This window comes from Panacagrimonas perspica, assembly GCF_004364935.1.
In the GTDB taxonomy this organism is placed as follows: Bacteria; Pseudomonadota; Gammaproteobacteria; order Nevskiales; family Nevskiaceae; genus Panacagrimonas; species Panacagrimonas perspica.
The window spans coordinates 190108-205372 of sequence record NZ_SOBT01000012.1; the positions used below are offsets into that span (position 1 = coordinate 190108).

Consider the following 15265-nt stretch of genomic DNA (forward strand, 5'->3'; position numbering starts at 1 on the left):
CTTCGTCCGGGCTACGGGGCAGAGGCGCCGGCGTGCGGCGCCTCCCGCGATCAGAAGTTCGCAGCCTCGAGCGCCATCAGGCTTTCGGTCGGCGCGCGCACCGTGCCGAGCAGCGAGTGGACCTGCGGCAGCATGCGCGTGATGAAGAACTCGGCGGTGGCCTTCTTCGAGGCGCGGAAGCCCTCGTCCGGGTGCTGGGCAGCGGCCTTGATCATGCGCAGCCAGTTCCAGCCCAGGTAGGTCAGCGCGAACGCCCGCTGGAAGTCCACCGCGCCGAAGCCGGCCGCATCCGGCGCCGTCTTGAACGATTCGATCAGGAACTTGGTGGTCGATTCCAGCTCGTCCACCGCGCGTCCCAGCGGACGCGTGATCCAGCCCAGCGGCGCGTCGGCATTGAGTTCATTGCGCACCGCCTGGAAGAAGCGCTGCGCGAGGCGGCCGTTGTGCATCATCAGCTTGCGGCGCACCAGGTCCATCGCCTGGATGCCGTTGGTGCCTTCGTAGAGGCACAGGATCTTGGCGTCGCGCGCGATCTGCTCGACGCCGTGCTCCTTGATGAAGCCGTGGCCGCCGTAGACCTGGATCGCGAGGCTGCCCAGTTCGACGGCGCCGTCGGTGCAGAAGGCCTTGACCAGCGGCGTGTTCAGATCGACCCAGTCTTGCGCTTCCTCGCGGACCTTCTCGTCCGGGTGGTGATGCGTGACGTCGACCCAGAACGCGGTCTCGTAGGCCAGCACGCGGGCGCCTTCGGTGGTCGCCTTCATCGTCAGCAGCATGCGGCGCACGTCGGCGTGCTCGATGATCTCGGGCTTGCCGTTGAAGGCCTTTCCCTGCTTGCGATCGATCGCATAGCGGATGGCGTTCTGCGTGGCCAGCTCGCACTGGCCCAGGCCCTGGAAGCCCACCATGATGCGGGCCAGGTTCATCATCACGAACATGTTCTGGATGCCCGTGTTGGGCGCCCCCACCATCCAGCCCTGCGCGCCGTCGAACTGCATGACGCAGGTGCAGGAACCGTTGATGCCCATCTTGTGTTCGATGGTGGCGGCGACCAGCTTGTTGCGTGCGCCGAGCGAGCCGTCCTTGTTCACCAGGTACTTCGGCACGACGAACGTCGACAGGCCCTTCACGCCCGGAGGCGAATCCGGCAGACGGGCCAGAACGAAGTGGATGATGTTGTCCACCATCTCGTGCTCGCCGGACGTGATGAAGATCTTCTGTCCTTCGATGCTGTAGCTGCCGTCGCCGTTGGGCGTGGCCTTGGTCTTGGCGGCGCCCACGTCGGAGCCGGCGTGCGCCTCGGTGATGCACATCGTGCCGCTCCACTCGCCGGTGGAGAGCTTGGGCAGGTAGGTGTTCTTGATCTCCTCGGAGCCGTTGGCGTAGATCGCCTCGAAGCAGCCGGTGGTCAGGCCCGGATACAGCGCGAACGCGACGTTCGCGGAGCACAGCATTTCCTCGACGACCTTGGAGAGCGTGTACGGCAGGCCCTGGCCGTCGTACTGGGTCGTGTTGCACAGGCTCATCCAGCCGGCCTGCGAATACAGCTTGTAGGCCTCGGCAAAGCCGGGCGGCACGGTGACGACGCCATCCTTGACCTTGCAGCCGACCTGATCGCCGGTGTGGTTCAGCGGCGCGATCTGGCCCTCGATCAGCTTGGCGGCCTCCTCGGCCAGGCCCAGGATCACGTCCGGCGTGGCATCGGCGAAGGCCGGGATTTCCTTGGCGAGGCGGCCCACGTCGAGCACATCGTTGAGGACGAAATTGATCTCGCGGATCGGTGCGTTGTAGGTGGCCACGGAGTGCTCCTCGTTGGAATTCGAATGCGGTGCGAAAGGCTAGTTACGAGGCAGGCCTGGCGCAATGCCCCTACCCGCGAGAGTAGCGGAGAGATTCGGGCATTGCGGGTGGCGTAGCCCGGGTGCAACCCGGGGCTTTTCCTCGAGTAACGAGCGGAATCCCGGGTCTCACCCGGGCTACCTGGTGATGCGCCAGGCCCGGTGCGCGGGCGGCGGACGTTTGAAATCCTCGTCCAGCGTCTGCGGCGTGATGTCCTCGCACCGCAGTCCTTCGATCGCAGCGGGGTCGAGCTTGAACTTGCGCCTGTTGGTCGAGAAGTACAGCACGCCGCCCGGCGCGAGCAGGCTGGCGCAGCTCCGGATCAGTTCCGGATGGTCGCGCTCGACGTCGAACACGTCGTCGAGCTTCTTCGAATTCGAGAACGTCGGCGGGTCGCAGAAGATCAGGTCGTAGCGATCCGAGGCATCGCCGGCCGCATCACGCAGCCAGGCCATGCAGTCGGCGCGCACGAGCAGGTGTACGTCCTGTTGCGCCGACGCCGACCGGGCCTTCCCGCGCCAGGGTCCGCTCGCGGGCCGCGGATCGCGATCGCGCTGATCGGACTCAAAGCCGTTGAGGCTGAGATTCCGCCCGGCCCAATGCAGGTAGGTGTTCGATAGATCCACCGAGACCGTCTGACGCGCCCCGCCCAGCGCGGCCTGCACGCTGGCTGCGCCGGTGTAGCAGAACAGGTTGAGCACCCGCTTGCCCTGCGCTTCCTTGCGCAGCCGCAGACGCATCAGGCGATGGTCGAGAAACAGCCCCGTGTCCATGTAGTCGTCGAGGTTCACCAGCAGCTTGCAGCCTTGCTCGTCGACTTCGAACACGCGCAGCTGGTCGCCCTGCTTTTCGTACTGCGAGGCGCCGCGCTGGATGGCGCGCTGCTTGAAGTGCAGCCGCGAGGCCGGCACCTCGTACGAAGCCTGCAGATGGGCCAGCGCCTCGCGCAGCCGCTTCTCGGCCTTCACCGGGTCCACGCTCTTGGGCGCGGCGTATTCCTGGACGTGCAGGTGCGTCTCGGCGGCTTCGTAGACGTCGACTGCGAGCGCGTAGTCCGGCAGGTCGGCGTCGTAGACGCGATAGCAGCTCACGCCGGTGCGGCGCGCCCACTTGCCCAGGTGCTTTCGGTTCTTGGCGAGCCGGTTCGCGAATTCGCCGCCGCCGGCAGGCGCTGCCGGCACGCCGATCTCGGGAACGGGCGCCTCGGCGATGCCGAACTGCAGCAGCTTGACCGGCAGATCACCGTTGAAGAAGGAGTGGATGGCGTCGGCGCGCAGGCCGATGCGCGGCCCAAGGTCGGGCCGCGACGTCAGCACCGCGGCGCGCCAGCCTGGAAAATGGCTCTTGAGCGTGGCGCCCATCAGCGAGTACAGCTTGATCACCTCGCCCTCGGCGGCCATGCGCTCGCCATAGGGCGGGTTGGTGACCACCAGGCCGGGGACGTCGCCGACCGGTCGCGTTTCGAGCAGGTCGCCGGCCTGCCATTCGATCGAATGGCCCAGGCCAGCATTCAGCGCGTTCTTGCGCGCGAAGTTGAGCACGCGAGCATCGAGGTCGCGGCCGATCAGCGGCGGCAGCTTTTTCAGGCCCAGGTCGCGCCGCGACTGCGCATCGCGCTTGAGTTCCTGCCATAGGGCTGGCACGTGATCGAGCCAGGCTTCGAAGCCGAAGCGGTGCCGCATCAGGCTCGGCGCGATATCCGCCGCCATCCACGCGCCCTCGATCAGGAAGGTGCCGGAACCGCACATCGGGTCGATCAGTGCGCCGCCGCGGGCCGCGATTTCGGGCCAGCCGGCGCGCAGCAGGATCGCGCACGCGAGATTTTCCTTGAGCGGCGCCTCGCCGGTGGCGCCGCGATATCCGCGCCGATGCAGGCTTTCGCCGGACAGATCCAGGCTCAGATTGGCTTCGGCGCGGTCCAGATGCACATGGATGCGAATGTCCGGCTCGTCCGTATTGACGTCCGGCCGGCGCCCGAACTTGTCGCGGAACACGTCCGCGATCGCATCCTTGACCTTCAGTCCTGCGAAATGGGTGTGCGTGACGGCGGGCGAATGGCCGGCGACCGCGATCGAGAACGTCGAGTCCGGAGAGAACAGATCGGTCCAGTCGACACCCCGCGCTCCGGCGTAAAGACCGTCGGCGTCCTCCAGCGGGAAATTGGCCAGCGGCAGCAGGACGCGGCTGGCCAGACGCGACCACAGGCAGGCGCGGTAAGCCAGTTCGCGCGGGCCGACGGCGGCCACGCCGCCGCTGCGTTCCTTGGATTCGGTGGCGCCCAGGGCCAGCAACTCGGCGGCCAATAGCGGTTCCAGGCCGCGCGGACAGGTGACGAATAGACGGAAGGCATCGCTCATCCGCGCAATGATCGCAGGTTCCCGGAGGCCCAAAACCCCTATGGCATAATCCGCGGCCAATTTTTCACCGACCCGCGCGTAGAGCTCATGAGCCTTCTCGATCTCGTTATCAGCCCCGCTTTCGCCCAGGCCGCGCCGGCCGCACCGAATCCCATCTTTCAGTTCGCGCCCCTCGTCGTCCTGGGCGTGATCTTCTATTTCATGCTGATCCGGCCGCAGATGAAGCGCACCAAGGAGCACCGCCAGATGCTCGGCGCGCTGGCCAAGGGCGACGAAGCGGTCACCAGCGGCGGCATCGCCGGCAAGGTGACCAATATCGGCGAGAACTATGTGTCCCTTGAGGTTGCCGAGGGCGTCTCCATCAAGATCCAGAAGGCCGCCGTGACGCAGGTGCTGCCGAAGGGAACTCTGAAAGCGCTGTAAGCCATAACGACGCCCCGGGCGAACCGCCCGGGGCATGCACGCTGTTTCAAGCCGGCTCGATACGACCTACATGCGTCCTTACGCCACCTGGAAGTACGTCACCCTGTTGCTGGTCTTGCTGCTGAGCGGCTTGTACGCGGCGCCCAACCTGTTCGGCGAACAGCCCGCGGTGCAGATCTCGCGCGATTCGGGCGATCCGCTGCCGTCGGACTTCGGTCCCGAGGTCGTGGCGGCGCTCAAGGAAGCCAGCATTCCGATGGAGTCGGCGGCCATGGAGAACGGACAGTGGGTCGTCCGCTTCAAGGCCGAAGAAGACCAGCTTCAGGCCAACGATGCGCTGAAGAAGGCGCTGGGCAATTCCTATGTCGTGGCACTCAACCTTGCGCCGCGTACGCCGGGCTGGCTGCGCCAGATCGGCGCCAAGCCGATGGCGCTGGGTCTGGATCTGCGCGGCGGCGTGCACTTCCTGCTCGAAGTGGATGTCGACGAAGTGCGCAAGAAGGCCATCGAGAACTACGTGACGGAAATTCCGGCGCAGTTGCGCAAGGAGAACATCCGTTACTCGGGCCGTCGTCAGGACGGTGGCGACGTGGTGCTCGATTTCCCCGATCAGGAGAAGTTCGACGCGGCTCGCAAGTTCATCGCGGGTGAGTACCGCGAACTGCAGCTCGCCAACTCTCCCAACAACGCGCTGTCGCTGCGCGTGCGGATCACCGACGCCGAAGCCAAGCGCATCCAGGACTTCGCGGTCCAGCAGAACCTCATCACGCTGCGCAATCGCGTCAACCAGCTCGGCGTGGCCGAACCGGTGGTGCAGCGTCAGGGCGTCAACCGCATCGTCGTGCAGCTTCCGGGTGTGCAGGACACGACGCGCGTGAAGGATCTGCTCGGCGCCACCGCGACGCTCGAATACCGCGCGGTCGCCGAGGACGATGCATCCCTGGCGGCGTCCAGTGGCGTGGCTCCGGTCGGGACCGAGCTCTACTTCACACGTGAAGGCCGCCGGCCGGTGCTGCTGAAGAAAGAGATCATCGTCACCGGTTCGCAGATCGTCGATGCGCAGCCCACGGTCGATGAGAATCACCAGCCTGCCGTGTCGGTGACGCTGGACGGCCAGGGCGCCAAGAAGATGTTCGAGTTCACCACCAACAGCGTCGGCAAGCCGATGGCGGTGCTGTTCCGCGAACGCCAGGTGACGACCACGTACAACGCCAAGGGCGAGCCGGTGCGCGAGCATCGCGACGTGCAGGAGATCATCTCGGTCGCCAGCATCCGCGGTGTGTTCGGCAAGCGCTTCCAAACCACGGGTCTGGAAAGCAAGGAAGCCCACGATCTGGCGCTGCTGATCAAGGCTGGTGCGCTCGCCGCCCCGGTGGACATCGTCGAAGAGCGCACCGTCGGCCCGAGCCTGGGTGCCGACAACATCCGTCGCGGCTTCCAGGCGGCGATGCTCGGCCTAGCGATGGTCGCGGCCTTCATGGTCTTCTACTACCGCGTGTTCGGCGTGTTCGCCATCATGGCGCTGACGCTCAACCTGCTGATCCTGGTCGCCGGTCTTTCGATCATGCAGGCGACGTTGTCGATGCCGGGTATCGCGGGCATCGTGCTGACGATGGGTATCGCAGTGGATGCCAACGTGCTGATCTACGAGCGCATCCGTGAAGAGTTGCGCAACGGAATGAAACCGCATGCCGCGATCGAAGCCGGATACGACCGCGCGTTCCTGACCATCGCCGACGCCAACGTGACCACGCTGGTGGCCACGGTCGTGCTGTTCGTGTTCGGCAGCGGCCCGGTGAAGGGATTCGCGGTCACCTTGACGCTCGGCATCCTGGCTTCGCAGTTCACCGCGATCGTCGGTTCGCGCGCCCTGTCTCACCTGGTCTTCGCGCGCCGTTCGCGGATGACCGATCTGCCGATCTGGTAACCCGGTTTTCTCCGCGCTCCGGATCGCAAGGCTCGAAAAGAAAAGACGATGAGATTCTTCGCCCAAGTCCCCAACATCAACTTCATGGCCCAGCGCAAGACGGGCCTGTGGGTCTCGTCGCTGCTGACGGTCGCCGTCGTCCTGCTGCTTGCGTTTCGCGGCCTGAACTTCGGCATCGATTTCACCGGCGGCGTGCTGGTGGAAGTCCACTATCAGCAGACGGTGGAACTCGACAACGTGCGTGAAGCGCTCGGCAAGGGCGGCTACGAACGTGCGGTCGTGCAGTACTTCGGCACCAGTCAGGACGTCTTGATCCGCCTGCCCCCCGCGCACGATACCGACCAGTCCAAGGTCAGTACCGCGATTCTCGACGCGCTCGGCAGTGAAGCCGAGGGCATCGATCTGCGTCGCGTGGAGTTCGTCGGTCCCCAGGTGGGCCAGGAACTCACCGAGAAGGGCGGAATGGCGATGCTGTTCGCATTCCTCGGAATCATGGCGTACATCGCCTTCCGGTTCGAATGGAAGTTCTCGGTGGGCTGCGTCGCGGCGCTCGTGCACGACGTGCTGATGACGCTCGGGTTCCTGTCGCTGTTCCAGGTCGAGTTCGACCTGACCACGCTCGGTGGCATCCTGGCGCTGATCGGTTATTCCAACAACGAAACGGTCGTCATCTACGACCGTGTGCGTGAAAACCTGATCAGCCTGCGCCGCGCCTCCATCTACGAGGTGGTGAATCTTTCGATCAACCAGACGCTGCTGCGTTCGATCATCACCCACTTGACCACGCTGCTGGTGCTGACGGCGCTGTTCATGCTGGGCGGCGCGAGCGTGCACAGCTTCTCGGTGGCGCTGATCTGCGGCGTGATCGTGGCGACCTACTCGTCGATCTACATCTCGACGGGCCTCGCGATCCTGCTGGGCATCCAGCGCGAAGACCTGCTGCCGCCCAAGGAAGAAACCGAGAAGGAAGTGGTCTGAGACCACGGGTTTCCAAACCCGGTAGGCCCGTAGCCCGGACGAAGTCCGGGGCGGTTCCTTCCGAGCGGGCAGGATTCCCGGACTGCGTCCGGGCTACGCGTTGATTCTGTTCAGCGCGCCAGCGAAAAGCCGATGCCGACGCGCGTGACCGAGTCGTCGTAGTCCGTCAGGCTCTCGCCGTAGCCGTGGAATGCGTAGGCGTTCCAGAACAGGTCGCCGTCTCCGATCCGCCAGCTGTATTCGATCTGCACGGCGCCGTGGCCGGTGCCGGCATTCAATCGCGTCATCATGTGCAGGCGCGCGTCCTGATTGAAGCGCCGGTAGAAGTTCAGCTCCCCGTACCCCATGTAGTCCTCGATGTCAGGGTTGTCGTCGCCCTTGGCATCCTCGTCGTCCTTCTTCTTGTCCTCGGGCAGGCGATACCAGAGCTTGAGCTGCACGGCGGTGCCGCCTTTTTCGAAGAACGGCGCAGCGTAGAGCCGATCCCATGAGCGCGACTCGGGGATGTCCTGGCCGTTGGATTCATGCTCGTATCCGCCGTCCAGACCCCAGGTGAAGGCGGCGTTTTTGGGTGGTGGCGCGGCCCAGCGATAGAAGATTTCGGGGTTGTAGACGGTCTCGCGAAACGGACGCGAACGCTTGGAGTCGTAGAGCTGCCAGTAGCTGCGTTGCGAATACGAGAAGTACAACGGAAGGCCCATCGGCCGAAGCTTCGCGCTGACGCTGAACAACACTTCGGTCTGCCTGCCGTCGTAATCCGGGGAGTAGGTGTACGGCAGGATGAAGATCGGCTTGTGCCAGTCGACATCACAGGGCGTCCCGAACATCGGCGAGACCGGGTGGTCGCCTGAAGCGAAGTGACGCAGCCAGCCGCGGGAGCGATCGGTGCCGTCCTCGCAGCGCGTGACCTTCCTCCACCAGCTCGCGGGCTCCTTGTCCTCGGGCTTCTGAGAGAGTTCGGTGGCCGGCGTCAGTTGCAGCGGCGGCAGCGGTTCCGGGACCGTGTCTACCGCCAGGGCAGCGGCGCTGGACGAAAGGCCGATCGCGGCGAAGATGAAGCGCATGAGTCAGGCGAGAGCGTCGAAGTACGGTTTGATCACGCGCTCCACGCGGCACAGTCGCGCGAAATGCCAGAGTTTTTCCTTGCGGACGCGACGTGCACTCAGCGCCGCGCGCAGCGCATCGACCGCCAGGTGAGGTCCGATCTTGTTGCGGAACTTGAACAGGTCGGCAAGCGTCTTCTCGAGCGAGTAGACGCGCACTTTCACGCCCGCGATGACGTGCTTCTCGACGCCCTCGGTGAACGCCAGGCCGCCGAGCCGGGCGACACGCAGCCGCGGATAGTCCAGCCGGGGTCGCGCCGCGCGGCGCTCGATCGCCACGTCCACCGTGTTGCGTGGAATCTCGCCGAGGCCGTGATAGGCCAGTGCGGACCGCAGGCAGATCACGCCATTGGGCACGGCGCGCGCGACCAGCGCGAAATCCAGATCGGGATTCATTTCCTTGGCGGACAGAACGTAGCTGCCGCGTCCCACCTTCTTGATCACGCCCTTGTCGCAGGCCCGTCTCAGGTACTCGGCCTGGATCCCTTCACCCGCGAGATCCTTCGGACGCAGCACGCCGAGCTGCCCCGCGAGCTGGAGGATGCGTTCGGACTTGCTCGGCTCGTTGGCGCGGGTGTGCAAGAGAGTGAATCTAAAAACAGAAGTGCAAAGAGTTCAGCACAAGTTAGAAAGTGTTGCAAGAAATTATCTCAAGCTAATAAAGATAAAGATAAAACTTTGATTAAAATGGATAGCGGCACGGACAATTCCGCGGCTTTGGATCAGCGCCACGTCGGTGGCTTGATCATGCGGGAGTCGTGCCGATTGCGGGTCGCGCCCGGCGGCGCTGGCTGCGCGCTCGAGGGTCGAAGGCCACCGGCGGTGCTTCGGGATCGGTATCCAGGACCCCTCTCCAGGGCGACCGTCGCGGCGTTTCCATGGCCTAATCGCGTCACCCCACGGCAGCCCTCCTCATGCTGGCAACCACGACCCTGTTTCTCGCTGCCGCCGTGTTGTTCGTGCCGCTGTTCAAGCGGCTCGGATTGGGGGCGGTGCTCGGGTATCTGGCGGCGGGGCTGGTCATCGGGCCCGGCGGTTTGGGCCTGATCGGCGACGTCGAATCGATCCTGCATATCTCCGAGTTCGGCGTCGTACTGCTGCTGTTCGTGATCGGGCTCGAACTGCAGCCTTCCCGCCTGTGGCTTCTGCGCAGTCCCGTGTTCGGGACGGGCGGGCTGCAGGTGCTGCTCAGCGCGCTGGCGCTCGGCGGCGTGGCGTTGGCGCTCGATCAGACGCCCGTGGTGGCGTTGGTGATCGGATTCGGTCTGGCGATGTCGTCCACCGCGCTGGTGCTGCAGATGCTGGGCGAGCGCAAGGAGCTCACCGACAAGCACGGCCGTGCGGCGTTCGCGGTGCTGTTGTTTCAGGATCTGAGCGTGATCCCGTTCCTGGCGCTGGTGCCGTTGATGGCGGCGCAGCCGGGACGCGAAGGCGGCGGCGACTGGATGCCGGCGTTGTTCGCCATCGGCGCGATTGTCGGCGTCATCGCGCTGGGTCGCTACGCGTTGCGCCCGGTGCTGCGCGCGATCGCGGCGGTCGAGATGCCGGAGGTGTTCACGGCGGCGGCGTTGTTGCTGGTCGCGGGCACGGCACTGCTGATGGAAGGCGTGGGCCTGTCGCTGTCGCTCGGCGCTTTTCTTGCCGGCGTACTGCTGGCGGACTCCGAATACCGGCACGAGCTGCAGGCGGACATCGAACCGTTCAAGGGTCTCCTGCTCGGCCTGTTCTTCATGGCGGTCGGCATGGGAGCCAATGTCCACATGGTGCTCAGCCAGCCGCTGCTCGTGCTCGGCCTCGTCGTCATCCTGCTGACGATCAAGGGTGGCGTCCTGTTCGGTGTCGGCCGCTTCACGGGTCTTAACAACGCCGCCGCGCGACGCCTGGCCTTCGCGGCCTCACAGGGCGGCGAGTTCGCCTTCGTGCTGTTCGGAGTCGCAGCCACGGCGGGGATCCTGGCGTCCGATCTACAGGGCCTTCTGGTCGTCACGGTGACGCTGTCGATGATCCTCACGCCGCCGCTCTACGCACTGCAGTCGCGCTGGGGACAGGAGAGCGAGGCGCGCCCGTTCGACGAGATCGTGGTGCCGGAGACGCCCGTGGTCATCGCCGGCTTCGGTCCGTTCGGCCAGATCATCGGCCGCGTGCTGCGCCTGCGCGGCGTGCCGTACACGGTGCTCGAGCGCGACTGGCAGCAGGTGGACTTCCTGCGCCAGTTGGGCAGTCCGGTGTTCTACAGCGACGCCACGCGGCTGGAGGTGCTGCGTGCAGCGCACGTGGGCAAGGCGCAGCTCTTTGTCATCAGCGTGGCCGAACCGGAGGACGTGAGTCTTCGCATCGCCGAGACGGTGCGCAAGCACTTTCCGAACGTGCGCGTGTTCGCCGTGGCCCGCACGCGCCAGCACGCCATGCATTTGATGGATCTGGGCGTGCACAAGATCGTGCGTCGCGCGTACTTCTCGAGCCTGCACATGACGCGCGATGTTCTGATCGAACTCGGTGACGCCCCCGAGAAGGTCGACGACATCCTGGTGCGCTTCCAGCGCTTCGATCAGGACACGCTGCTGCGCCAGCAAGCCATTCACCGCGATCCCGAGCGCATGCGGCAGTCGGCAAAGGAGGCATCGAAGGAACTGGAGCAACTGTTCGAGGACGATCGCCGGTCCGAGCCGGCCGCCGTGCGGCCGGCCGACTCCGCCTAGTCCCGCCCGGATCGCTCTGCGCGCCGCCGCATGTTCGCCATCTCGCTCCACACGCTGGTTTCGCTGATCGCGCTGGGCATGGCGTTCGCGTTCATCACGGCCGACGCCCACTCGCGCACGTCGCAGGCGCTGGCGGTTTCGCTGGGCGCCACCGGCGTGGCGATTTTCCTCAACGTCTCGTTGATCGACATGGCGGAGCAGGTGCCGTCGTGGTCGGGATGGCTCGCGATTCCGGAATCCATCGGCCTGATCGCGATGCTCGAATGGCTGCTGCGCGTACGCCGGACCTTGCCGGCGGCGCCGGGGATGAACACCAGCACCGGTGATCGCATCCTGCGGGTCGGGCAGGTGTCGGCGGCGCTGTACAGCGTGATGTCGATCGCTGCGCCCGACCTGCGCGTCGAGCACTTCATTCGCGCTGCGGCGCGTCCGGACTCGATGCAAGACTGGCAGTTCTGGATGTTCGCGGCGCCGATCGAATTCGCGGCCCTCTGCGGCTTCGCCGGCATCTTCCTGCTGCTCAATCGCCGGCCGGATCGCAACGAACGCATTCGCCTGATCGCGATGGCCCTCGCCGTGCCGTTCTTCCTGGCCGGTTTCATCCTGCCGCGCGACCTCGCGGCGGTGAGCTGCGTGATCGGCGAGATCTTCCTGCTCGTCGGATCGGTTCGCTATTACGTGGAACAGGGCCAGCGCGGGCAGTTCATGGCGCGCTTCCTGTCGCCCGATGTCGCCAAGCTGGTCGGCGAGCGCGGCCTGAAGACGGCGATGCAGGAGAACCAGCTCGAGATCACCGTCGTCAGTTGCGACCTGCGCGGCTTCACGCCGTACGCCGCGGCCGCGCCGTCGGGCGAGGTGCTGCGCGTGCTGCGCGACTACTACGACGCCGTGGGCGAAGTCGTGGGCGCCTATGGCGCGACGATCAAGGACTACGCCGGCGACGGCATCCTGATTCTGGTCGGAGCGCCGATCGCGATGACCGACCACGCGATGCGCGGCATCGAGATGGCGCGCCGCATCCGCGCCGCCTGCATCGAGCGCTCGCGCGGTTGGGGCCCGGAAGGATCGCGGCTCGGCATCGGGATCGGTGTGGCCAGCGGCACGGTGACGGTGGGCGTCATCGGCACGGCGGCGCTCGAATACACGGCGGTCGGCTCGGCCGTGAACCTCGCCTCGCGACTCTGCGAGCAGGCGGCGCACGCCGAGATCCTCGTCGACGGCCGCACCTGCGAGCTGGTGCCTTCGCATGTCCTGGAATGTCGCGAGCCTTTGCGCGTGAAGGGCTTCCCGGAACCGATCGCCCTGTTCGCGGCGCCGGCATGACGATCCCACGAGACCCCCGCGACCGCATCCGGAAGGCTCGCGCTTGAGTCTGGATTTCCCGGCTGCCTGGTTGCCCAGCCTGCTGGTCGCGCTGGTGGGCCTGGGTATCGGACTGGCGTTCCTGAGCGCGGACTTTCGCGCGCCGACCAGCCGTGCGCTGGGCATCGCGTTCGTTGCGTTCGCCTGCTCGGTGGGCCTGAGCCTCCCGCTCGGCGCCGCCGCCGGACCGGTGCCGCTGGCCGGTCGCTGGCTGGCCGTGGCGGATGCCCTCGCGCTGATCGCGTCGCTGGAATGGGTGCGTCGCGTGCGCAAGACGATCGACGCCGAACATCTGCATGTGCGCTTCAGCAACGTGTTGCTGAGGGTCGGCCAGGTGGCCGGCATCGCGATGGGCGTGGCCGGCGTCTATGCCCCCGAGATGCGGCGTGACGAGTTCCTCGGCGCGGTCCACGGCCTCGAATCGCTGGTGCAGCCCGGGTTCTGGCTGTTCGCCGGACCCTTGCTCATCGCCCTGTTCACGGGTGCCGCGGCCACCGTGCTGCTGCTGATGGCCCAGCCGGATCGGACCGAGCGCATCCGCATCGTGGCGGCGGTGATCGGGTTCCCGCTGATCGTCGCGGGGCTGATCCTGCCGGTGAAGGTCGGCTCGATCCTGATGGTCAGCGGCGAGATGATCTATCTCGTCGGTGCCATGCAGTACTTGGTGCTGCAGGGTCAACGCGGCCAGTTCCTCGCGCGTTTCCTGTCGCCCCAGGTCGAAAAGCTGGTGCGTGAACGCGGACTGCGCCACGCGGTGCAGCACCGTTCGCTCGAGATCACCGTCGTCTGCTCGGACCTGCGCGGCTTCACGGCCTTCGCGCAGGCGCATCCCTCTTCCAGCGTCATCAAGACGCTGCGCGAGTACTACAACGCCGTCGGCAAGGTCGTCGCGGAGTACGGTGGCACGGTGAAGGACTATGCCGGCGACGGGATCCTGATCCTGGTCGGCGCGCCGCTGCCGGTCCCCAGCCATTCGCGCTCGGGCCTGGAGATGGCGCAGCGGATCCGCGAAGCCGCCAGCGAGGTCACGCGGCGCTGGAGCACGCAGGCGCACCCGCTGGGGGTCGGCATGGGCGTGGCCAGCGGCGTCGTGACGGTGGGCATCATCGGTTCGGCCTCGCGATGGGAATACACGGCGGTCGGACCGGCCGTGAACCTGGCGTCGCGCCTGTGCGAGCAGGCCGCCGACCGCGAGGTGCTGATCGACGGCCGCACCGTCGAACTGTCGGGCATGGGCCAGCTCGAGCGACGCGAACCGCTGCGTGTGAAGGGTTTCGCGGAGGCCGTGCCGATCTGGGCGATGCCGCCCTGAACGGGTATACCGGCGGGATACGGCACAATGCGCGCCCTCCGACGTCGTGCCCCTTCTTCCAGATGAGCGAGTCCCTGCCGACGCTGCGCCTGAATCCCAATGCCGAACGCCGTCTGCGCGTGGGCCATTCCTGGGTGTTCAGCAATGAGGTCGATACGGCCAAGACCCCGCTCAAGGCTTTGAAAGCGGGAGACTTGGTCAACATCGTGGACTCGCGCGGCAAGGCGGTGGGCACGGCCTACGCGAACCCGAATTCGCTGATCGCGGCGCGCCTGCTGAGCAGCCGCGCCGACGCCGTGATCGACCTGGCCTGGCTGACGCGGCGCCTGGCCGCCGCGCGGGCGATGCGCGATTCGATCTATCCGACGCCGCATTACCGCCTGGTCTACGGCGAGGCGGACGGCCTTCCGGGCCTGGTCGTCGACCGTTTCGGCGACATCTGCGTCGTGCAGACCAACACGGCCGGCATGGATCGGCTGCAGCCGCTGGTGATCCAGGCCCTGCAGGCCGAGCTCCAGCCGCGCGGCATCCTGCTGCGCAACGACGGTTCGTCGCGAACGGTCGAAGGGCTGCCCGAGGCGGTCGAAGCCATCGGCGAAGTACCCGACTCGGTCGAACTCGTCGAATCCGGCGTGCGCTTCAAGGCGCCGGTCCGGCACGGCCAGAAGACCGGCTGGTTCTTCGACCAGCACGACAACCGCGACCGCTTCACGCGCTACGTGCGCGAAAAGCGGGTTCTGGACGTCTTCAGCTACGTCGGAGCCTGGGGCATCCGTGCGATGGTCGCGGGCGCGACGAGCGCGACGTGCGTGGACAGTTCGCAGCCGGCGCTGGACGCGGTGGTCGAGAACGCGGCGCTCAATGGCGTCGAGGTCGAGGCGCTCAAGGGAGATGCGCTGGACCGTCTCAAGAGTCTGCGTGCCGATGGCCGCACCTTCGATGTCGTTGTCGTCGATCCGCCGGCGCTGATCAAGCGGCGCAAGGATCACGATGCCGGCCTGGAGCACTACGCCGCGCTCAACCGCGCCGCGATGCAGCTGCTGGTGCCCGGGGGCGTGCTGGTGGCCTGTTCCTGCTCGTTCCACCTCGAGGAAAGCGAACTGCAGCGCATCCTGCTGCGCGAGGCGCGCGCCCAGAACCGCCAGTTGCAGATCCTGGAGCAGGGCGGGCAGGGGCCGGACCACCCGGTGCATCCCGCCATCGTCGAGACCCGCTATCTCAAGGCGTTCTACTGCCGCGTGAACTAAGCGGTCCCTCCCCGAGTC

11 protein-coding genes are annotated in these 15265 nt (G+C 66.2%); 7 read left to right on the plus strand and 4 right to left on the minus strand.

Translation table 11 applies throughout. The annotated features are described in order from the left end of the window. Nucleotides 1–50: 50 nt before the first annotated feature. Entirely contained in the window at nucleotides 51–1799 is a 1749-nt protein-coding gene (locus DFR24_RS22480) for an acyl-CoA dehydrogenase C-terminal domain-containing protein (protein WP_133883709.1), read from the minus strand. 177 nt (nucleotides 1800–1976) lie between these two features. Beyond that, nucleotides 1977–4196: a bifunctional 23S rRNA (guanine(2069)-N(7))-methyltransferase RlmK/23S rRNA (guanine(2445)-N(2))-methyltransferase RlmL gene (gene rlmKL / locus DFR24_RS22485; protein ID WP_133883710.1), complete on the minus strand. Its 2220-nt coding sequence runs from the start codon at nucleotides 4194–4196 to the stop codon at nucleotides 1977–1979. 87 nt (nucleotides 4197–4283) lie between these two features. On the opposite strand from rlmKL, the gene yajC reads away from it, so the two are divergent. From yajC to secF, 3 genes are all read left to right on the plus strand, one after another. Beyond that, nucleotides 4284–4619: a preprotein translocase subunit YajC gene (gene yajC / locus DFR24_RS22490; RefSeq protein WP_133883711.1), complete on the plus strand. Its 336-nt coding sequence runs from the start codon at nucleotides 4284–4286 to the stop codon at nucleotides 4617–4619. Between the two features lie 70 nt (nucleotides 4620–4689). Further along, the gene (gene secD, locus DFR24_RS22495) at nucleotides 4690–6546 is read left to right on the plus strand and encodes a protein translocase subunit SecD (RefSeq protein WP_133883712.1); all 1857 of its coding nucleotides are present in this window, start codon (nucleotides 4690–4692) and stop codon (nucleotides 6544–6546) included. Between the two features lie 48 nt (nucleotides 6547–6594). Then, a complete protein-coding gene (secF, locus tag DFR24_RS22500; protein WP_133883713.1) occupies nucleotides 6595–7524 on the plus strand; it encodes a protein translocase subunit SecF in 930 nt (309 codons plus the stop codon). A 110-nt stretch (nucleotides 7525–7634) separates the two neighbouring features. Here the strand turns inward: secF and DFR24_RS22505 are convergent, their stop codons facing one another. After that, complete coding sequence (locus tag DFR24_RS22505) at nucleotides 7635–8588, minus strand: phospholipase A (protein ID WP_133883714.1); 954 nt, start codon at nucleotides 8586–8588, stop codon at nucleotides 7635–7637. Nucleotides 8589–8591: 3 nt separating this feature from the next. Further along, complete coding sequence (locus DFR24_RS22510) at nucleotides 8592–9209, minus strand: type IV toxin-antitoxin system AbiEi family antitoxin domain-containing protein (RefSeq protein WP_133883715.1); 618 nt, start codon at nucleotides 9207–9209, stop codon at nucleotides 8592–8594. A 332-nt stretch (nucleotides 9210–9541) separates the two neighbouring features. On the opposite strand from DFR24_RS22510, the gene DFR24_RS22515 reads away from it, so the two are divergent. The 4 genes from DFR24_RS22515 to DFR24_RS22530 all read left to right on the plus strand — a co-directional run bounded on the left by DFR24_RS22515 (nucleotide 9542) and on the right by DFR24_RS22530 (nucleotide 15247). Further along, nucleotides 9542–11326 carry a monovalent cation:proton antiporter-2 (CPA2) family protein gene (locus tag DFR24_RS22515; RefSeq protein WP_133883716.1) on the plus strand — a complete coding sequence of 595 codons (1785 nt, stop codon included), beginning with the start codon at nucleotides 9542–9544 and terminating at the stop codon, nucleotides 11324–11326. Nucleotides 11327–11356: 30 nt separating this feature from the next. Beyond that, the gene (locus DFR24_RS22520) at nucleotides 11357–12649 is read left to right on the plus strand and encodes an adenylate/guanylate cyclase domain-containing protein (RefSeq protein WP_133883717.1); all 1293 of its coding nucleotides are present in this window, start codon (nucleotides 11357–11359) and stop codon (nucleotides 12647–12649) included. A gap of 43 nt (nucleotides 12650–12692) precedes the next feature. Next, nucleotides 12693–14000, plus strand: coding sequence for an adenylate/guanylate cyclase domain-containing protein (locus DFR24_RS22525; RefSeq protein WP_246051762.1), 1308 nt, complete (start codon nucleotides 12693–12695; stop codon nucleotides 13998–14000). A gap of 62 nt (nucleotides 14001–14062) precedes the next feature. Beyond that, the gene (locus DFR24_RS22530) at nucleotides 14063–15247 is read left to right on the plus strand and encodes a class I SAM-dependent rRNA methyltransferase (RefSeq protein WP_133883718.1); all 1185 of its coding nucleotides are present in this window, start codon (nucleotides 14063–14065) and stop codon (nucleotides 15245–15247) included. Nucleotides 15248–15265 lie beyond the last annotated feature (18 nt).